The organism is Arthrobacter sp. NicSoilB8 (assembly GCF_019977355.1).
Taxonomy (GTDB): domain Bacteria; phylum Actinomycetota; class Actinomycetes; order Actinomycetales; family Micrococcaceae; genus Arthrobacter.
The window spans coordinates 2,106,077-2,125,722 of record NZ_AP024655.1 but is presented as its reverse complement, the minus strand read 5'-3'; the positions used below and the strand labels follow the sequence as shown (position 1 = coordinate 2,125,722).

Below are 19,646 nucleotides of genomic sequence, written 5' to 3'. Positions count from 1 at the left end.
ATTTGTGGGGGCGTTAGGCCAGGCAGTCGGCGTTGTCCGTACCGGGACAGGGGTGGCGCAGAAGGCACGATTTTCAGCCCCGGCGACCTAGCCCTGTGAACACTAGGCTCCTCCGGAAACATGCGGAATCCGGCCCGATCCGACCGATGTACGGCTCGATCCGGCTCGATCCGAGGTGTTCCGATACCAAGCCCAAAGTGTGCACAGTAATGATGGAATTGGCCTGTGTTGCGGCGTGGCTCGAAGTGTGACTGACGCCCGTGTGAGGGTTTGTCTTGACATTGATCTGTCCGCCGCACCACAGCCTGCAGTTGACGCGGCGGCCAGGTGGACATGACCTCATAGGAGCCTGTTCGAAGAGTCCCATTACTGTCTTGTCTGCCCACCCGGCCGGCGTGCCCTTCGTGTTCCACCGCACGCAACGGAAGGTCAGGGCAGTTTCATCATGGCAAACGAACAAACGAAAGTCATCGCCGGGATCGACACCCACGCCGATACCCACCATGTCGCCGTCATCACCGATACCGGCCGGCACATGGCCGACAGGGAATTCCCGGCCGCGGGTGCCGGCTACCAGGGGATCATCGACTTCATCACCGGATTCGGTCCCGTCCTCGCCGTGGGCGTGGAAGGGACCGGCAGCTACGGTGCCGAACTCTCACGCGTGCTCGTGCGCGAGGGCATTCACGTCGTGGAGGTGATGCGCCCGAACCGGCAGGCGCGCCGGCTGCAGGGAAAATCCGACCCGCTCGATGCCTACCAGGCCGCCGAATCGGTGCTCGCCGGCCGCGCCGCCACCACCCCGAAATCCCGCGACGGAGCGGTGGAATCGTTGCGGGTGCTGCGCGCGGAACGTGCCACCGCCATGCGCGCCCGGGTCGCCGTGATGGCCCAGGTCAGGGCGATCCTGGTGACCGCGCCGGAGAGCATCCGCGCCAAATACCGGGCCATGACGAGCCCGGCCCTGATGGCCGCGCTGGAGAGGACACGGCCCGCCGGACCGGTCTCCGAGCCGCTGGCCAGCACCGCGACCGTGCTGAAACGGCTCGCCGTCCGCTACCGGCACCTGCACCACGAGCTGGCACAGATCGATGCCGAACTCGACGCCATCCTCGCCTTCCACGCACCGATGCTGCGCGACCTTCAGGGCGTCGGCACCGACGTCGCCAGTCAGCTGCTGGTCACCGCGGGCGACAACCCCGAACGCATCACCACAGAGGCGAAGTTCGCCGCCCTGGTCGGCGTCGCACCGATCCCCGCATCATCGGGAAAGACGTCCCGTCACCGGCTCAGCCGCGCCGGCGACCGGCAGGCCAACAAAGCCATCCACCACGTGGTCCTTGTGCGGATGCGCTACGACAGCAGAACCAGGGCCTACGTAGCCAGACGGCGTCAGGAGGGCAAAAGCACCAAAGAAATCATGCGTTGCCTCAAACGCTACGTCGCCCGGGAAATCTACGACCAACTCCGCCACCCGCGCCCCGCACCCGACGCCGGAACCCTCCGGACAACACGCACAGCTAAGCACCTGACCCTTCAGCAAGCCGCCGACGCCCTCCACGTCTGGCCCACCGCCCTGTCCCGCCTGGAACGCGGACTCAGCCGGGATGATGTCTTCCACCAGCGCTACGAAACCTGGCTCAGAGAACATTGACGTGTATAGGAGCATCAATGTACACACCCCGAAGATGGGAGAGATGGGAGAGTTCGATCACTGCAAGCAGTAAATCGCCGCATGCCAGTTAGTGCAGGCCGTCATTGGATTAGGGACCTCCGATGTACGCCCAAACCGCCCACGGGGTGTTCTCGAAGAATGTCATCAGCAGACTCCCTTGATCTGCTCTGATCACTCACATTCACCCGGCACTCCCCGCGGTCGTCGGCGTCATGCGCACTCCTGCGGTCTCGATCCCATTACCACCTCGACAAACCCCCGCTGTCGGCGGGTAGCCTTGATTCATGGCCTCATCCGCACCCACCCTCGCGACCCGCTGGGATCCGCTGACCCCGCGCGCCGCTGCCGAGCTGCTCGGTCTGTCATCGGCGCGCTGGTGGCTCTCCGGCGGGGTGGCACTCGACCACTGGCTCGGCACGAGCACTCGCGAGCACCACAATACCGATGTCAGCACGACGGCTGCCGACCTGCCCCGGCTGGTGCACGACATTCCGGCGCCGTTTAGCGCTTGGGTTCCGTCAGGCGACGGTGTGATCCCCTGGGCAAAGGCTGATATGGATGCCGATCTGCAGCCGGTCCGTATCCACGACGACGCGACGGGCGCATGGGTACTGCAGATCGACGTCGAGGACGGCACGGATCGCTTCTGGGTCTACCGCCGAGACCCCCGACTGCAGCTGCCGTGGGATCGTGCCGTGATCGACGTCGACGGGATCCCGACCGGGGCGCCCGAGGTGCAGCTGGTCTGGAAGGCGCTGCGTCCCCGCCCCGAAGACGACGCCGACAAGGATGCGGTGCTACCGGAGCTCTCAGACGAAGCCCGCGCCTGGTGGGAGCACGCGATTCTGACGATCCACCCGCACTCGTCGTGGTCGATCCACGTGCGCAGCCCGTTCGCTCCGGGTAAGGCCAGCTGGAACAGGACGAAACGCTAGCCTCCGCTTGAGCCCGCCGACGATGGGAGCCCTGACTTACTCTGCCTGTGAGGCGTCGATGAGTTGGCCTCAGATCCAACCGATCCTCAAGAGCGAGTGGCATCCTCCTCCCACACCATGCTGCCAGTGCCGTGGATAACAACTGCCTTCATGGCAAGAACCTCTCAATCTCCAGGTCGACTGGCGGCGCCGCGCCGCACCGTCCCCACCGACCTCTTCAGCCGAACCGATGCAGCATGAGGGGCCCGTCCGATCTTGAGACGCCCGCAGACGGTAGCGACTACGACCTGTATTCATCCGCCGCAACCGCATCAAGCACCAGCGAGCGGAACCATCGCTGCGCCTGCGAGAGGCTGGCCTCGCGCCGCGTATACAACTCCACCGGTGTGCTCTGCCCGGGCCAGGGCAGCTCGGCGATGCGAAGGCGGGGGAACCAGCCGCAGAACACCCCCGCTACATGCCGAGGCAGCAGCACGACCAGATCCGTCGCCTCAAGCACGGCAGGCACGGTGCCGTATTCCTCCATGGTCAGCACGACCTGGGACATCAGGTCGTGCTCTGTCAGCGCCTGGACGGGATACACGTGTCCCCCGCGGGCGGAGACCCGCACAAAGCGCCTCCCCGCGAACATGTCAGGCCCCGTCGCCGGCAGCGGATGCGCCCCGGACGACAGCGCCACGTACTCGACCGAGCGCACGTGCGTCCGCCACAGCCGCGGTGTGGTGATCCGCGACACCGTCAGTGCCAGATCGACGGTTCCGCGGATCAGACCGCCCTCGACCTCGTCCGAATCAAGCCGTTCCACCTGAATCCGCGGATCGGCGCCGACGCGCCCGAGGGCGGTCATGATCGGCGGGAGGAAGGTCTGCTCGCCGATCGAGGTGAGTCCGAGGACGAGTTCGCCGCTGAATCCGGTCGGCTCGAACACTTCCGACCCGATGACGGTCGCGTCTATCTGTGCCAGGGCGTTGTGTAGGGGGCCGAACAGCTGCGTAGCCTTCGCCGTCGGCACCATGTCGTTCCCCTCGCGACGGAACAGCTCGTCGCCGAACCGTTCCCTGAGCCGCTTCAGGGAGTAGCTGACCGTGGGCTGTGTCACGTGCAGCCGGCCGGCGGCGCCCGTGACGCTGCGCAGCTCGTACAGCGTGACGAATGTCCGGATCAGGTTCAGGTCGGTGAACGTCATCTCATAGATCCTATCTATGGCTCTGGCTTTGCATATCTATTGGATCACAGTGACACACATCCCCTAAAGTCAGTTTTGGGCAGCACTGGTTCAACGACATGCAGCTCCTCTCGCACCGCTTACACTCAGTGACAAGGACGACACGCGTGATTATCGACATCCACGGCCACTACACCACAGCTCCAGCACAGCTCGGAGCCTGGCGTGACGTGCAGATCGCTTTTACTGAAGGACGCGGGGACGCTCCTGACCCCTCGACCCTGCGCATCAGCGATGACGACATCCGTGAGACCATCGAGGCCAACCAGCTCAAGCTCATGAACGAGCGCGGCAGCGACGTCACCGTATTCAGCCCTCGTGCCTCGTTCATGGCGCACCACATCGGAGACCTCGCCGTGAGCGAGACCTGGGCCCGGATCTGCAACGACCTGTGCGCCCGCGTCAGCGGCCTCTACCCCGAACGCTTCCTCATGGGGGCGATGCTCCCCCAGTCCCCCGGTGCTGATCCCGCGACGAGCGTTGCCGAGCTTACTCGCGCCGTCGAGGACCTCGGCGCCGTCACCGTGAACCTCAACCCCGACCCGTCCGGCGGCAACTGGACGTCCCCGCCGCTGACCGATCGCTCGTGGTACCCGATATACGAGAAACTCGTCGAGTACGAGATCCCGGCCATGGTGCACGTCAGTACGTCGTGCAACCCGGCCTTCCACACGACCGGAGCGCACTACCTCAACGCCGACACCACCGCGTTCATGCAACTGCTCCAGGGCGACCTGTTCCGCGACTTCCCCGAGCTTAAGCTCGTAATTCCCCACGGCGGCGGCGCCGTTCCCTACCACTGGGGCCGCTTCCGCGGACTCGCAATGGCGCTGGGTAAGCCTGCACTCGAGGAGCACATGCTGAACAACGTGTTCTTCGACACCTGCGTGTACCACCAGCCGGGCATCGACCTTCTCACCAAGGTCGTCCCGACCGAGAACATCCTCTTCGCGAGCGAGATGATCGGCGCCGTGCGCGACATCGACCCGCGCAGCGGACACTACTTCGACGACACCAAGCGGTACGTCGACGCCACCACGCACCTGAACGACGCGCAGCGCGCGCAGGTGTTCGAAGCTAACGCCCGCCGTGTCTACCCACGGCTTGACCGCGCCCTCACTGCGCGCGGACTCTGAGAGGACCATCAAATGCGACTGAACAACCTCGGCATCGTCCGCACCAACATCGAACGTCCGGATCCCACGGACGTCGAACGGCTTTCGCGGTTCGGCGTCGCCACCATCCACGAGGCGATGGGGCGAGTCGGGCTCCTGCGCCCCTACATTAGGCCGGCCTACACCGGCGCCAAGCTCTGTGGTCCGGCAGTGACCGTGCTGCTGCAGCCCGGTGACAACTGGATGTTCCACGTCGCGGCCGAGCAGGTGCAGGAGGGCGATGTGATCGTCGCCGGATGCACCACCGAAAGCGAGGACGGCTTCTTCGGCGAGCTGCTCGCCACCTCGCTGACCGCCCGCGGCTGCAAGGGCCTGGTGATCGACGGCGGTGTCCGCGACGTCGCCGATCTGGAGAAGATGGATTTCCCGGTGTTCTCCCGCGCTGTCAACGCCAAGGGCACGGTCAAAGCCACCCTCGGATCGGTGAACATCCCCGTGGTGGTCGCGAACGCCGTGGTGAACCCGGGCGATGTGGTCGTGGCCGACGTCGACGGCGTGGTGGTTGTCCCGCGCGAACTGGTCGGAGCGGTGGCAGACGCCAGCCAGAAGCGCGAGGATAACGAGGAAGCCAAACGCGTAAAGTTCCGTGAGGGCGTCCTGGGACTGGATGTGTACGGCATGCGCGAGCCTCTCGCCAAGGCCGGCCTGGAATACGTGGAGAACTGATGATGACACACGGCGACACCACCGGCGATTTCGAGAAGTCGGAGGGCTGGCTCGACTGGTACGACGGGCCGAGCGCACCGACGTTCCGGCTGCCCGAGGGCTCTGTAGACGCCCACTGCCACGTATTCGGGCCGGGCGGGCAGTTCCCCTACGCACCTCAGCGCAAGTACACCCCGTGCGACGCCTCGGCGGACCAGCTGTTCGCCTTGCGAGACCATCTGGGCTTCGACCGCAATGTCATCGTGCAGGCGACATGCCACGGTTCCGACAACCGAGCCCTGGTCGACGCGTTGCAGCGCAGCGCAGGTCGCGCCCGCGGAGTTGCGACCGTCCGCCGTGACGTGACCAACGAGCAACTCGCCGAGCTGCATAAGGCCGGGGTACGGGGCGTCCGGTTCAATTTCGTCAAACGCCTGGTCGACCGCGTGCCCACCGACTCGCTCGAGGAGATCGTGGCCAAGATCGCGCCACTCGGATGGCACGTTGTGATCTACTTCGAGGCCGAGGACCTGCCCGAGCTGTACGACTTCTTCTCGTCGATCCCGACCGACGTGGTCGTCGATCACATGGGACGGCCCGACGTGACCAAGGACCCGGACGGTCCCGAGTTCGGACTGTTCCTGCGGTTCATGCGTGAGAACACCAACGTGTGGACCAAGGTCTCCTGCCCCGAGCGTCTGTCCGTCACCGGACCGCGCGCTCTCCACGGCGAACAGCACGCCTACCGGGACGTCGTGCCCTTCGCCCGCCGCGTGGTCGAGGAGTTCCCCGACCGCGTCCTCTGGGGAACCGACTGGCCGCACCCCAACCTCAAGGACCACATGCCCGACGACGGGCTTCTGGTCGACTACATTCCGCAGATCGCGGCGACGTCGGAACTGCAGCAGCAGCTGCTTGTCGACAATCCTCGCCGCCTCTACTGGCCCGAAGGAGTATGACATGACACTCGACAAGCCGTACAAGGACGTTCCCGGCACGATCATCTTCGACGCCGAGCAGGCCCGCAAGGGATACCACCTCAACCAGTTCTCGATGTCGCTCATGAAGCCCGAGAACCGCGAGCGCTACCTCGCCGACCGCGGGGCCTACCTCGACGAGTGGCCCCTTTCGCCGAAGCAGCGCCAGGCCGTGCTGGACATGGACCTCAACGCCATGATGGCCGAGGGCGGCAACATCTACTTCCTGAGCAAGATCGGCGCCACTCACGGCCTGAGCTTCCAGCAGATGGCCGGCTCGATGACCGGCATGTCTGAGGCCGCCTACCGCGACATGATGCTCGGCGGCGGGCGCCGCCCGGAGGGAAACCGCCTCAAGGATCTCGACGGATGGACGCCTCCGGTGCCCGGCGAGAAGGCCGAGACGATGCGGCAGGATGCTCCGGCGAAGTACACCTCGGCACTTTTCACCTCGCATGTGCCGGCGATCGGCGCGGCGATGGACCTCGGCAAGACCGAGGAGCCGTACTGGAAGAAGGTGTTCTCCGGGTATGAGTGGACGCGAAAGTGGGCCAGGGAGAACCTGCCCGACGTCGTCATCCTGGTGTACAACGACCACGCCACGGCCTTCGACTCATCGATCATCCCGACCTTCGTGCTCGGCACCGGCGCGGAGTACCCGGTCGCGGACGAGGGCTACGGCCCTCGCCCGGTGCCCGACGTCAAAGGCTATCCCGAGCTGGCCGCACACATCGCCCAGTCCGTGATCCAGGACGACTTCGACCTCACGCTCGTCAACGAGATGGTCGTCGACCACGGCCTCACGGTGCCGCTGTCGCTCGTGTATGGCGATGTCGAGGAGTGGCCCGTCAAGGTCATCCCCCTCGCCGTAAACGTGGTGCAGTACCCTGTGCCGTCCGGACGTCGCTGCTACGAACTCGGGCGTGCGCTCCGCCGTGCGCTCGACAAGTGGGACGGTGAGCCGCTCAACGTCCAAATTTGGGGAACCGGCGGCATGAGCCACCAGCTGCAGGGCCCGCGTGCCGGCCTCATTAACGAGGAGTGGGACAACGCGTTCCTGGACCACCTCATCGCCGACCCCGTGGGCCTGACCGAGTGGCAGCACATGGAGTACGTCGACGAGGCCGGGTCCGAGGGCATCGAGCTCGTCGACTGGCTCATCGCGCGCGGCGCGATGGATGATCAGTTCGGAGGCGAGAGCCCCGAAGTGAACCACCGCTTTTACCACGTGCCCGCGTCGAACACCGCCGTCGGCCACCTTGTTCTCACGAACCCGACCGACTGACCGCATCCGCGACAAAGGAGCCCCCATGACTGAGAAGATCCGTGTGGCCGTCGTCGGCGCCGCAGGCGCCTTCGGCATGAAACATCTCGACGGCCTGATGAACATCCCCGATGCCGAGGTGACCGTCGTCAGCGGCACGCGGCTCGAACCGACCCAGGCGGTCGCCGAGAAATACGGCGTCGCGAACGCCGTTGTCGGCTTGGACGCCGTGCTCGAGCGCGACGACGTCGATGCGGTGATCCTTGCGACGCCCACGGGACTCCACGCGTCTCAGACCCAGGCGGTGCTCGCCGCCGGCAAGCACGTGCAGGTCGAGATTCCGCTGGCCGACTCGCTCGCGGACGCGGAGGCAGCGCTCGAGGCAGCTGAGTCATCCGATCGCGTCGCAATGGTCGGCCACACCCGCCGCTTCAACCCCTCGCACCAGTTGGTGCACAACCGGATCGCCTCGGGCGAGTTCCACGTGCAGCAAATGGACGTGCAGACGTACTTCTTCCGCCGCACCAACACGAACGCGAAGGGCGAGGCCCGGTCCTGGACCGACCACCTGCTGTGGCACCACGCCGCGCACACCGTCGACTTGTTCGCCTACCAGGCGGGCAGGATCGTGCAGGCGAACGCGATCCAGGGCCCGGTCCACCCCGAACTCGGCATCGCGATGGACATGTCGATCCAGCTCAAGAGCGAGTCGGGCGCGATCTGCACGCTGTCACTGTCGTTCAACAACAACGGGCCGTTCGGCACGTTCTTCCGCTACATCGGCGACACCGAGACCTACATCGCGCGCTACGACGACCTCTACAACGGCCGTGAGGAGTCGATCGACGTGTCGCACGTCGCTGTCAGCATGAACGGTATCGAGCTGCAGGATCGTGAGTTCATCTCGGCTATCCGCGAGGGACGCGAGCCGAACTCGTCGCTTCGCCAGGTGATCGACTGCTACCGCGTGCTCGGCTCGCTTGAGAAGCAGCTGACGTGAGGCTGCCCTCCACCGGGCTCGGCTGCATGTCGCTGAGCCACGCGTACGGCGTCCCCCTGGCGCGTGACGAGGGGCTGGCGATGCTGCGCGCGGCTCTTGATGAAGGCATCGGGATGCTCGACACGGCGACGCTTTACGGCGGCGGCCGCAACGAGGAACTTGTCGGTGCCGCGATCGCGGGGCGCCGCGACGAGGTGTTCCTGGCGAGCAAATGCGGGATGGCGTCCGTCGACGGCGTGAAAGTCATCGATGGACGCCCCGATACGCTGCGCGCACAGGTCGATGCTTCGCTGAGCCGGCTCGGTGTCGACTACATCGACCTGTACTACCTGCACCGTTGGGACAAGAAGGTGCCGATCGGCGACAGCGTCGGCGCGCTGGCCGAGATGGTCGCCGCGGGCAAGATCGGCGCAATCGGCCTGTCCGAGGTGTCGGTGGCGCGGCTGCGCGAGGCGCAGGCAATCACCCCTATCGCGGCCGTGCAGAACGAGTACTCGCTGTGGAGTCGCAATGCCGAGCTTGGCATGCTCGACGCCACTCGCGAGGACGGCGTGACTCTGGTTGCGTTTTCGCCGGTCGCACGGGGCTTCCTGGCCGATGCCATCAAGGACCCGGGCGAGATGGCCCCGAACGACATCCGCCGCAGCATGCCGCGCTTCCAGCCCGAGCACTGGGGTGCGAATGCGGCACTGCTGGACTCCTGGCGAGAGCTGGCCGCGGAGGCCGGTTGCACGCCAGCACAGCTCGCACTGGCCTGGCTGCTCTCCCGCGGCGATCACGTTCTGCCGATCCCGGGAACAACGAGCGTCGCGCACCTGCGCGAGAACATGGCGGCGGTCGGCATCTCTGTCGACGGCGCGCTGCTGGCGCGGGCCGGCGAGCTGATTGGCACGACCACCATCTCTGGCGCGCGCTATGCACCGGCATCTGCCGCCGAAGTCGATGCCGAGACCTTCGAGGATGCCGCATGAGGGCGATCTCGTCGATGGCCACCCGCCACGTTCTCGCCGACCTCGCTGAAGCTGCCGCCGCGGCGGGGCTACCGCTTCTGCAGCTCGAATCCGTCGGCGGAGTGGACGCCGCCCGGCGGGTTGCCGCCGGCGAGCCGTTCGACCTTGTGTTCCTCGCCGTAGATGCTCTCCAACGCCTCGCAGCCGAGCGGCACGTCGATCCGGCATCCATCGCCCCGATCGTCCTGTCGGAGGTAGCCGTAGGCGTGCCCACACACAGCCCCGATGCAGCCAAACGTCCCGAAGGCACGGCCTTTGCGAATGCCGATGAGCTTCGCAGCGCCCTGCGCACGGCATCCCGCATCGGATACTCCACCGGTCCGAGCGGAACCGAACTGTTGCTAATGATCGACCACTGGGGCATGACCGATGAGGTCCGCGACCGGCTGGTGCAGGCCCGTCCAGGCGTGCCCGTGGCGCGCCTGCTCGCCGAGGGCGAGGTCGATCTCGGCCTGCAGCAGCTCAGCGAGTTGGTCGGGCAGCCCGGCGTGCGCATCCTCGGCGTCCTCCCCGCCGACTGCGCGATCAGCACGGTCTTCGCGGGTGCTGTCGCGACATCCTCCAGCAACGCGGCGGGCGCTGCGGAGCTGTTGGCCTTCTTCCGCTCCGACCTCGCGGCGTCCATCAAGTCCTTGCACAGTTTTGGCGCGCCCTGAAGTCTCGCTGTGACGGATTGGCTGTTATGGATCAGCAGACATTTACACCGATGCGAACCGCGCAGAGGTGGACTACTCTGCGGCGGAGGCGCTGATCAACGCACGGGCCTCGACCGTCTGGGGACGTCATCACGGGCAGTGCGAAATTCACCGTATGGGACTCGGGGATCACCGCAATCGACGGCGAACTGCGCTTGGCGGAACCGTCCGAATCAACACCACCGACGGCCGCGGCCGAAGACTCCGCCTCAGCGTCCAGCAAATACCCGGAGAAGTCATGACCGGGGCCAGCGGCCTGCCGCTCGGCCTGCTGAAAGGCGTACGCACCTCACCCTGTCACCATAGGACGGGCTCACCCACCTCACAGTCAAAGAAGAAGTCAGCTGACCCATGAAGGCACTCCTCGGAAACACCGGCCCCGACGCCAACCGAACCCTGAACGACTACGTCCACGCCGTCACCAAACGCGCCGAAATGCTCGATCGGGCCTCATGAAATGCCTGACTAATGCTCTTGGCGCCCGTGGTCTTGGAACACGGGTCCGAACACCGCTCAGCGATGTCGCTGCGTTCGCCCCGCTGATCCGAGCTCCTCGGCCTAGCCGGGCTAAATCTGCGGCCTCGGCGCACATAGCTGCAGGAACGCGCTCGACCGCCCGGGCACACTCGTGACTGCCACAGCGGAGCCCCACAAAAGTTCAGCTCAGACAGCACGGAAGCTCTCGCGTCTTCCGGCTTACCGACATGGATGATCATGACTTATTGTTCCCGGCCTCAGGGCCCCAGCAACGGCCACCACACTCCCGAAAACCTCCCCCACCCGGCGCAGTCCGACACCGGTACGACCCAGCTCGAGCCCAGTGTGTGTACATTGTGCGCAGACCACGCGACGCTGCCTAACCGCGCTGGCCAACGCTCAGGGAGGCGGCTGCCTGAAGTGCCTGTACGACCGCCGAGATCGAGAGACCCTGGTAGCGCAGATCTGCGGCTAGTACTACAGTCGCGTTTATTTTCGATCATGTCGGCGTTTTAACCGGGTTCTGTGCTGCTGGCGTGTTAATCCTGTCCGGTGGGTGATGATATTTGCGTGGCGGATGTGCGGGAATGGGCCGAGGGTTTGGTTGAGGTCGGGGAGCTGATCGGGGGCAGGTTCGCCCGGTCGGAGCCGCGGGCGAACGCGGTGGAATACGTGCGGGGGCTGCTCTCGGAGGAGGAGCGGAAGAACTCCTGGACGCTTTCCGAGCGCGCGGGGCATCGGGTGCCGGACCGGATGCAGCGGCTTCTTTCGAGCACGGATTGGGACCCGGACGGGTTGCGGGACGATCTGCGGTCTTACGTGGTGGAGAAACTTGGAGACCCGGATGGGGTTCTGGTCGTGGACGAGACCGGCTTTCTGAAAAAGGGCCGGCGCTCGGCCGGGGTCGCCCGCCAGTATGCGGGGACCGCGGGGCGGGTGGAGAACTGCCAGATCGGCGTATTCCTCACCTACGCCACGGGGCGCGGGCGGACGTTCCTGGACCGGGAACTCTATCTGCCGAAAGAATGGACCGAGGATCCGGACCGGTGCGCGGCAGCCGGCATCCCGGCCGGCCGCGGGTTCAAGACCAAACCGGCGCTGGCCATCGACATGATCGAACGGGCCCTGGATGCCGGGGTTCCGGCGAAATGGGCGGCCGGGGACGCCGTGTACGGCCAGTACCACCGGTTGCGCCGCGTCCTGGAGGGCCGCGGAATCTATTACGTCCTCGCGGTCCCGGTGACCCAGCGCGTCGTGGTCAAGGACGGGTCGTGGCTGGGTGTTGAGAAGCGCGCCGACGCGGCGGAGACCTCGTTGCGTCCGCGTGGCGGACCCGCTCCGCCGGTGCCGGGTCCAAGGGAATCCGCCATTACGCCTGGGCCAGGGTCAGGATCAACGGCGCCGAAGACGGCCGCGCCGAGCACTGGCTGCTGGCCCGCCGCAACCTGGCCAACCCCTCCGAACTGGCATATTTCATCTGCCACACCCCCAAGCGCGTCGCCCTGGCCGAAATGGCCCGGATCGCCGGTGTGCGCTGGTCGATCGAGGAAACCTTCCAGACCGCCAAAGGCGAAGCCGGGCTCGACCACTACCAGGTCCGCCAATACACCGGCTGGTACCGGCACATCACCCTGTCCATGCTGGCCCACGCCTTCCTCACCGCCGTCAAGGCCAAAAAAGGGGCACCGGAACCGGGCAGGAAGGCCTCGTAGAGCTCTCCCTGCCCGAAATCCGGCACCTCATCACCCGCCTCGCCTGGGCCTGTCTTCCCAGACCCAGGGCACGTCCTGAATCGCTCACAGTGGCGCCGAAAACACCAGCACAACGCCCGCCAACACCACTACCGGAACCGGCAATCAAGGAAATAAACGCGACTGTAGTACTAGGCAAGTTTCGTCTGTTCGAGCCCGCTGGGCCGTCCGTTTCTCATGCATTTGCCGGCAGCAACTGCACGGACGCGGCCCGCTAGTCCAATTGCACACGACCGTTCCGTTTGACCGAAGAACGCGAGCATGACCACTGTCAGTTGCGACATGGGATCCTCCGGATTGCCCAAATCAACCCGGATCGGATCGGATCGGATCGGTCAGGTTCCCCACCCCCACGCCCCGCAGAACTCACGGGCTCTAAGCACAACAGCAGCATCCGCCATATTGGTCGCAGTCGTACTCAATTCCCCAGACATCAAGCTTTATCCTATTTTTGCCTGGCTGCTTGTTGATTGGCCGGTTGTCAACAGGGCAAACTGCCTTAAATGTGGGGTTCACCTGGAAGAGGGTGGCATTCTTCAGGGCGAAAACAGAGCGGACTGCGTCCAGCCCGTGCAGCTTGATTCCCTGTTGCAGGAAATCGAAAGCGCCATACACGTGCCCACATTCGCACGTGACCGGCGTGAACCGAAAGCCAGTGAGTTTGAGTCCCAACTCTGATTTGATGCGCTCGTTTTCCTCGTCTGATATTTCCCGAAGCCCAGTCCTTCTGATTCTCTCCGGGGTCCAGAACCAATCCTTGACCGCCCGGGCCTGCTCTTTGGTGAGGTAGAACGAAGCAGAAACGTCGGCCAGGATGGCCGCCTTTACGACCTCTACCACGCCATCACCCCCATCAGCTATCACGGCCTTGCCTGTGGCAGCGATGGCGTCGATCTCCGTAAGCACTGACTTGTTCATAGCTTTTCACCCATCAAATACGTTTGGCCTGGCTTGATTTAGAGTCACCTAGAGGATCTCGACTCGCCCCCGCCTGCAGGTTGTCCTTTATCGGCCCTGCAGAGACTCACGTCTGAATGGGCGCCAAGCCGTTAGGGATGACTTCCTGCCTTATTCAGGCGAAAATAGCAGTCGGCCGTTACATAAGCGTTACGGCCATACGCGCCTGTGATGAATTAACTTAGTGTGTTCGTGTTGCCGCGGGTTCAGGGTCTAGTTCCATTCGCCGTGGAGCCGGTCCTGCCGCAAACCTGCCCTGTTCAAAAAGCACCCAATCGTCATACCAGTCAGGGACCAATTCCGCGTCCCGTAGCTGGTGTACACGGGAGGCCACGTTTCCATTGAGCCCGCTTCCGCCCAGCTGCATTCCGAGAATGAGAAGATGGCCCCCATGTCCTCGGCCCGCTCCCGGACATCGACGCGCCAAGCACGGTGCCAGGCTCTTGTCTTGACCAGATGGCGAACAGTGGAGCGGCATCGCCCTTGTGCAGGGGCAATTTCGGCGTCTTTTGAGACGGGACCCAATCGAGGCCATAAACTATTCCCGCTCGCTCACGCCGGACCTCCAAAGAGCGCATTGTCCACTAACGGTCGACGCTGTAGCCGGCTTAGGCCAACATCAGAAAGTACTGCAAAGTATTGGCAAGGCCACAGCAAACTAGACCCAACTCGGGCACTGATAGAGCGGCCGGCCCGCGACAAATGGCACGCGAAGCGGTTGAATACGCCTCGCTACAGCGGCTCACAACATCCCCCACCGGCCCGGAAAGGGAGCCGTTACCGGGCGCTGCGGCCTTAGGTGAAGTCAACAAGTCGGGGGCAGTCCCAACCTGCCCGTTTTCCTGTTCGTCCCGTTCCTGCTATGCACAAAGGCCACGTGTCGTCACAAATGCTGGGCACCTATCACCCGAACTTCCTCCATTGTCCTTCGGAAACCACCTCGACGGAGCCGTCGACGACCTTGATAGCTGTCTGTTCGTCGATGGCGTAGGCCGGGACATCTATGTCGGCGGCCCACTGCTCTGCGTGGGTCAGGGTGTTGCCCGGGAACGCGTCCAGGTGCGGGAAGATCGAAAAATCCACCACCCCCAGAGTCCGATCATCCGGAGCGGACGGCCACTCGACGAAGTATTCGCCGATCCGGGGCGTCATCACCATGCTTCCGGCACTCACTCCCACCCACACCGTGTCGGGAAGTGACGGCAGCAGCTCGGCCAGCCCGGACTCCCGCATCCAATGGGACAGGTACGTTGCGTCGCCGCCGTCGACCAGGAGCACGTCGGCCTCCCGAAGCCAGGGGACCCATCGGTCGGCGCCGATGGTGGGCAGCGCGGTGAGCTCGAGGACGCCGAGTGACGCCCACCCCAGGCCGGAGAGGTGCCGGGAGTCGGGCTCGGCGGCCAGGAGGCCCCGCACCGATGCCGGTCCGCACATCGGGTGACCCCACTGCGCTGTCGGGACGACCAGGGCGTGGCACTGGGCGATCGGCTTTTTGAGAAGCTGCACGAGCGCCGAGTGGATGCTCGGGTTCGTCACGCCGCCTGAGGTCAGCAAGAGCTTCAAACGTTCCTCCAGAGTCCGCGCGTGGATGGTGGATGTGCCCGGTGCCGCGAGAACGGGCTAGAACTCACCGACGGATCCGGTAGGCACGCCCGTCTGGTGCTCGGCCCTTCAATAGGTACACACCCAGTAAGAGTTTGTCCACACTTCGGCATGGACGCAGACCTCCCGTTGGTCTGTCCATCCATGAGGGAAATACAGCCCGGTGCTGGCGGACTCTGCTGACTGTCCCGGTAAGGGATCCTTGGGTTCTTGCGGTGATTGCAACACTTAGCGGATGGGTGTTGTCATGGCGAGGTATTCAATTTACGTAAGACCGGATCTTCTGCAGCTGTTTTGGGCCGGGATGCAGGCCGGTGATTCATCACTGACGCCGTTGTGCCAATCAACACGAGCAGACGGACCGGGCGGCGGGTTAACTGACGGGAAGGCGATGGCAGCAAGGCCCACCGGCTCCTGAAATCGCCCTCGACGCCGGCCCCGTCTACAGACTGGCCAGGGTCAGCGAGCTCATGATTAGCTCCGGATCCATTGCCATGTCATGCCGTTCCGCCCGCCTTCCTGAATGACAGGTACCTGAGCGGAAATTCCGGACCGGCCCCAACACGAGCCCGATCGAAAGAACAATCAGCAAGTCATGTTGTGAGCGGCCCTAGCCACCATGAAGTGGTGAACGCGGAATCCCAACGGAAGGACGAACAAAGATGAACTCCCGGCAGAGGCCCCACAGGGCGGTCCGCGGTCCGCCGTAGCCGGCAACTCCCCATACAACCGAATAGGTCTATCCGGGACCCCACACACCCGGAACATCAGATCAGAGGCTGGGGAGTGTGGACACTGTCCACACGAAGAAACACCAAAAGCCCCTGAACAGGGAAAACACGTGCCCGAGGTGGGACTCGAATGCATTCCAGCCCTTGCAAACACTGGGCTCCCGAGGAAACATGCGGAATCCGGCCCAGTCCGGCACCAGTACGGCCCGATCCGCAGCCGAAATGTGTACTTTGTACACACCCCAACTTGACCGTGTCAATGCTCGCAGACCAACGACCGCACCCCGCAACAAAGGGAGGCGGTCCTTCTTTGTCCTGACAGATTTTGCTCAGCTTGAGGCAGTTCTGCGGTTTCAAAATCCGAGGCCGACGGGACGCCGCAAGAGAGCCAGACGCTTGACCAGCATCCTGGCCAGCTTCCCCGATCCTCATGGTCGTTGCCACCTCCTGTCAGTCACGTCATGACCTGACCGGCACAGACCCACATGACGGGTCAGAAAGTAGCCCAAGCGCAGAGCCCACGACCCCGGCGTCTAGCGCCTGACGAGATGCGTGGCAATCATCCCGGCGCTGTCCTCCAGCGAAACGCCGCCGGCCGCCACCCCCACGACGAGATCAAACGCCGCATCCGTGCTGAGGTCATGCCGGTAGCCGTTGATCCAGAGCATCAGAACCATCAGCGTCCACGCCGTGCGCTTGTTGCCGTCGATCAGCGGGTGGAACCGCGCCACCGACTCCATGAGAGTCGCCGCCTTCGTGGATAACTGCGGATACGCCTCCACACCCATCACCGTTGTTGCCGGACGGGCCAGTGCCGAGGCCAGAAGACCGATGTCGCGGATATGGAACCCGTACCGGTCAACGACCTGCAATGCGTCCTCTATCTCGAGGTACGCGGTCACGCATCCTCAAGGCGCGTCAGGAGCTCGGCGTCATGGCTCATCACGAAATCCAGGCCCTCGCCGATGTCACGGCTGCGCCGGTGACGCTGCAGCACAAGCTCCGCGCCCTGGAGCAGTAATGCGGACTTCGATGTATGCTCTTCGGCCGCAAGCTGATCCAGACGCCGATCCAGCTCTTCGGGAACACGCAGATTCATAGCCATGACTTCATGGTACCAAACCAGTACCACCCGGCCCTGGCGATCAAGTCACTCTGCGAAGAACTGAACTATGGTCTGCCTGCCGGAGAAACGCTTCCATCCCGACGAACGCATCGAAGGCCTCACATCGAAGTTGGGCAAGAACGCCCGACCCCACTCCCATGCACGTCACCCCGGGCGTACCAACACTTGGCTCTGCCGAGAACTGATAGCGGAGATTGCGTCAGGTCTGATCGCCGTTGGCCCGGGCTTGCGTCCGGAGCAAAGTGATTCACGAGTTGGTTCCGGGCTGGTAGGTGCCGGCGCTCCATTCCTGTCCTTGGGGATCGAGCACTCGGCTGCGCCGGGTACCCCATGGGGTGTCTTCGGGCTCGATCACGGAAGTACCGCCCGCGGCGAGGGCCTTCCGGTGAAATGCGTCGACATCCTCGACCAGAAGATATAGTCCCTGGCCGGTTGACTGACCGATCAGGGGCGGCCGCTGGTAGGAGGCATCGTTAGTTGACACCATTAGGACCGCCTCCCCCATGCGAATTTCGGCGTGCAGCACCGCCCCGGCGGGGCCGTCTTGCCGGTGAATGACGTTAAATCCCACTGCCTGGAGCCAGTCCAGGGCCGCGGGCGCGTCGCTGTAGCTGAGATAGGCGAAGAGCTTGGCGTCCCTGCGGGAATGTTATGCCCCAGCGCGGCCGTCCGGAACAGTCCGCGTTGACTCATTGAAAACCTCCGCGTAGCCGGATACGTTGCCTCATTTGAAAACCTCCGCGTAGCGGCGTGGTTGAGAGTGTTGGCTCCGGTTGCCGGATATGCCCGTTTTCATGGAGCTCACGATGGCCCAGCGGCAGGCTGTGACGAAGAAGAAGGCCCTCGCGTATCGGGACGCGTCGCGAAAGGCGAAGTCCCGGATCCTTGATGAGCTGGTGGAGCTGACCGGCTGGCATCGTGACCACGCCCGGGCGGCCCTGCGGGATGCCCTGGTCCTGAAGCTCATCAAGCCCCGGCCAGGCAGGGCACCGGTCTACGGCCCTGATCTGCTGCCTGCCCTGATCAGGTGCTGGGCGGTGCTGCGGGCCCCGGCCGGCCGGCTGCTGGCACCGATGCTGCCGGTCCTGGTGCCGTTGCTGCGCCGCGACGGCGACCTGGAGCTCACCGACGAACAGGCCGCCCTGCTGATACGCATGAGTGCCGCGACGATCGACCGCAAACTCGCGCCCGAGCGGGCGAAACTGATCCCCCGCGGACGGGCCCACACCAAGCCGGGGACCTTGCTGAAGTCCCAGATCCCGATCCGCACCTGGGCCGAATGGGACGACGCGGTCCCGGGCTTTGTGGAGATCGACCTGGTCGGCCACGAGGGCGGCAACAGCTTCGGCGAGTTCTGCTTCACCCTCACGGTGACCGACATTGCGACCGGCTGGACGGTGAACCGCTCCGTGCGGAACAAAGCGGCCAAATGGGTCTTCGAGGCCCTCGAGCACGTCACCGCCGTGTTCCCCTTCCCCATCATCGGCATCGATTCGGACAACGGATCGGAGTTCATCAACGAACACCTGCTCGCCTACTGCCATGCCCGCCGGATCACGTTCACACGGTCCCGGCCCGGCAACAAGAATGACGGCGCCACGTCGAACAGAAGAACTGGGCCAGGGTCCGCGAACTCGTCGGCTACCTCCGCTACGACACGGCCGCCGAACTGGACAAGCTCAACGCAATCTGTGACCTGGACGGGACTTTCACCAACTACCTGCTGCACCAGCAAAAACTCCTCGAGAAGCACCGGCGCGGGGCCAAAGTCACCAAGAAGCACGACGCGCCGGCCACCCCGCACCAGCGCGCGGTCCGGCACGAGGCGATGCACAAACGCCCGGTCATCACCATGAATGCCGCCTTCACACGGATCAAACCCGGCGCAATCGGTAAAAGTCTGTTTTGTGTCGGACGCGAACTCCCAGAGCAGGAGCCCGCAGAGCGGGCCAGTGAACTCTTCTCTTACGCGCAGGTGCGTCATGCCGCTCACGGGTTCAATGGTGAAGGTGCGCACGCCGGTGAGCAGGCCCAGAGGCAGGCACAGGGACCCGGGGAGACCTTGAAGATGGGCGATTCCTCGTATTTCACGATGCCTGGGCCCGAAGCCGTTCTTCACCCTTATGCCGCGGACGTAGATGCTCAGCGGCACGCGGACAGGCGCGTCGACTGGCACCTTCGGCCGGTCATGCCTTACAAATGATGGCTATGACGACCATGACCGAAGCGCCGGCCTTTGGCGCGACAGACGAACCGGCGACCGCTCAAACCCACCGTGTGGTCTTCTCGGACCCCGACGCCGCGACGGCGACAGCGGTGCGCGACACTGACACTCGGGGTGCCGCCCAGGCCCCGGTCTTCTCGAGCCCCTACTGATCTCTCCGGCCCGCCATGCCAGAGC

17 protein-coding genes and 1 pseudogene are annotated in these 19,646 nt (G+C 64.4%); 12 read left to right on the top strand and 6 right to left on the bottom strand.

What is annotated here, in order from left to right:
- Window positions 1-445 precede the first annotated feature (445 nt).
- Both LDO15_RS09475 and LDO15_RS09470 read left to right on the top strand, forming a co-directional pair.
- The gene (locus LDO15_RS09475; RefSeq protein WP_223986247.1) at window positions 446-1,654 is read left to right on the top strand and encodes an IS110 family transposase; all 1,209 of its coding nucleotides are present in this window, start codon (window positions 446-448) and stop codon (window positions 1,652-1,654) included.
- A 305-nt stretch (window positions 1,655-1,959) separates the two neighbouring features.
- Window positions 1,960-2,610, top strand: a complete 651-nt coding sequence (locus tag LDO15_RS09470; RefSeq protein ID WP_223986355.1) for a hypothetical protein — start codon at window positions 1,960-1,962, stop codon at window positions 2,608-2,610.
- Between the two features lie 280 nt (window positions 2,611-2,890).
- Here LDO15_RS09470 and LDO15_RS09465 read toward each other — a convergent pair whose 3' ends face one another.
- On the bottom strand, window positions 2,891-3,796 hold the full coding sequence (locus LDO15_RS09465) for a LysR family transcriptional regulator (protein WP_223986354.1): 906 nt from the start codon (window positions 3,794-3,796) through the stop codon (window positions 2,891-2,893).
- Between the two features lie 146 nt (window positions 3,797-3,942).
- Here LDO15_RS09465 and LDO15_RS09460 point away from each other — a divergent pair, with 146 nt between their 5' ends.
- The 8 genes and pseudogenes from LDO15_RS09460 to LDO15_RS09425 all read left to right on the top strand — a co-directional run bounded on the left by LDO15_RS09460 (window position 3,943) and on the right by LDO15_RS09425 (window position 12,790).
- The gene (locus LDO15_RS09460) at window positions 3,943-4,971 is read left to right on the top strand and encodes an amidohydrolase family protein (RefSeq protein ID WP_223986352.1); all 1,029 of its coding nucleotides are present in this window, start codon (window positions 3,943-3,945) and stop codon (window positions 4,969-4,971) included.
- A gap of 12 nt (window positions 4,972-4,983) precedes the next feature.
- Window positions 4,984-5,676 (top strand): 4-carboxy-4-hydroxy-2-oxoadipate aldolase/oxaloacetate decarboxylase, encoded by a 693-nt coding sequence (gene ligK, locus LDO15_RS09455; protein ID WP_223986349.1) that lies wholly within the window; start codon window positions 4,984-4,986, stop codon window positions 5,674-5,676.
- Window positions 5,676-6,614: an amidohydrolase family protein gene (locus tag LDO15_RS09450; RefSeq protein WP_223986346.1), complete on the top strand. Its 939-nt coding sequence runs from the start codon at window positions 5,676-5,678 to the stop codon at window positions 6,612-6,614. The genes ligK and LDO15_RS09450 overlap by 1 nt, the downstream gene beginning before the upstream one ends.
- Before the next feature lies 1 nt (window position 6,615).
- The gene (locus LDO15_RS09445; protein ID WP_223986343.1) at window positions 6,616-7,917 is read left to right on the top strand and encodes a protocatechuate 4,5-dioxygenase subunit alpha/beta; all 1,302 of its coding nucleotides are present in this window, start codon (window positions 6,616-6,618) and stop codon (window positions 7,915-7,917) included.
- A gap of 25 nt (window positions 7,918-7,942) precedes the next feature.
- A complete protein-coding gene (locus tag LDO15_RS09440; protein ID WP_223986340.1) occupies window positions 7,943-8,896 on the top strand; it encodes a Gfo/Idh/MocA family oxidoreductase in 954 nt (317 codons plus the stop codon).
- A complete protein-coding gene (locus tag LDO15_RS09435; protein ID WP_223986338.1) occupies window positions 8,893-9,867 on the top strand; it encodes an aldo/keto reductase in 975 nt (324 codons plus the stop codon). The genes LDO15_RS09440 and LDO15_RS09435 overlap by 4 nt, the downstream gene beginning before the upstream one ends.
- Window positions 9,864-10,562, top strand: coding sequence for a substrate-binding domain-containing protein (locus LDO15_RS09430; protein WP_223986336.1), 699 nt, complete (start codon window positions 9,864-9,866; stop codon window positions 10,560-10,562). The genes LDO15_RS09435 and LDO15_RS09430 overlap by 4 nt, the downstream gene beginning before the upstream one ends.
- 1,134 nt (window positions 10,563-11,696) lie before the next feature.
- Window positions 11,697-12,790, top strand: a pseudogene (locus LDO15_RS09425) (IS701 family transposase).
- Between the two features lie 414 nt (window positions 12,791-13,204).
- Here the strand turns inward: LDO15_RS09425 and LDO15_RS09420 are convergent.
- From LDO15_RS09420 to LDO15_RS09400, 5 genes are all read right to left on the bottom strand, one after another.
- Window positions 13,205-13,747 carry a hypothetical protein gene (locus LDO15_RS09420; protein WP_223986334.1) on the bottom strand — a complete coding sequence of 181 codons (543 nt, stop codon included), beginning with the start codon at window positions 13,745-13,747 and terminating at the stop codon, window positions 13,205-13,207.
- 942 nt (window positions 13,748-14,689) lie between these two features.
- The gene (locus LDO15_RS09415) at window positions 14,690-15,349 is read right to left on the bottom strand and encodes a Type 1 glutamine amidotransferase-like domain-containing protein (protein ID WP_223986332.1); all 660 of its coding nucleotides are present in this window, start codon (window positions 15,347-15,349) and stop codon (window positions 14,690-14,692) included.
- Window positions 15,350-16,652: 1,303 nt separating this feature from the next.
- Window positions 16,653-17,021 carry a type II toxin-antitoxin system death-on-curing family toxin gene (locus LDO15_RS09410; protein WP_223986330.1) on the bottom strand — a complete coding sequence of 123 codons (369 nt, stop codon included), beginning with the start codon at window positions 17,019-17,021 and terminating at the stop codon, window positions 16,653-16,655.
- Window positions 17,018-17,224, bottom strand: coding sequence for a ribbon-helix-helix protein, CopG family (locus tag LDO15_RS09405; protein ID WP_223986328.1), 207 nt, complete (start codon window positions 17,222-17,224; stop codon window positions 17,018-17,020). Before LDO15_RS09405 ends, LDO15_RS09410 begins: the two co-directional genes overlap by 4 nt.
- 268 nt (window positions 17,225-17,492) lie before the next feature.
- Window positions 17,493-17,816, bottom strand: a complete 324-nt coding sequence (locus LDO15_RS09400; protein WP_263428353.1) for a VOC family protein — start codon at window positions 17,814-17,816, stop codon at window positions 17,493-17,495.
- Window positions 17,817-18,051: 235 nt separating this feature from the next.
- Between LDO15_RS09400 and LDO15_RS09395 the strand changes: the two genes are divergently transcribed.
- Both LDO15_RS09395 and LDO15_RS09390 read left to right on the top strand, forming a co-directional pair.
- Window positions 18,052-19,101, top strand: a complete 1,050-nt coding sequence (locus LDO15_RS09395; RefSeq protein ID WP_223986326.1) for a transposase family protein — start codon at window positions 18,052-18,054, stop codon at window positions 19,099-19,101.
- A gap of 352 nt (window positions 19,102-19,453) precedes the next feature.
- Window positions 19,454-19,621 carry a hypothetical protein gene (locus tag LDO15_RS09390; protein ID WP_223986324.1) on the top strand — a complete coding sequence of 56 codons (168 nt, stop codon included), beginning with the start codon at window positions 19,454-19,456 and terminating at the stop codon, window positions 19,619-19,621.
- The last annotated feature ends 25 nt before the right edge of the window (window positions 19,622-19,646 follow it).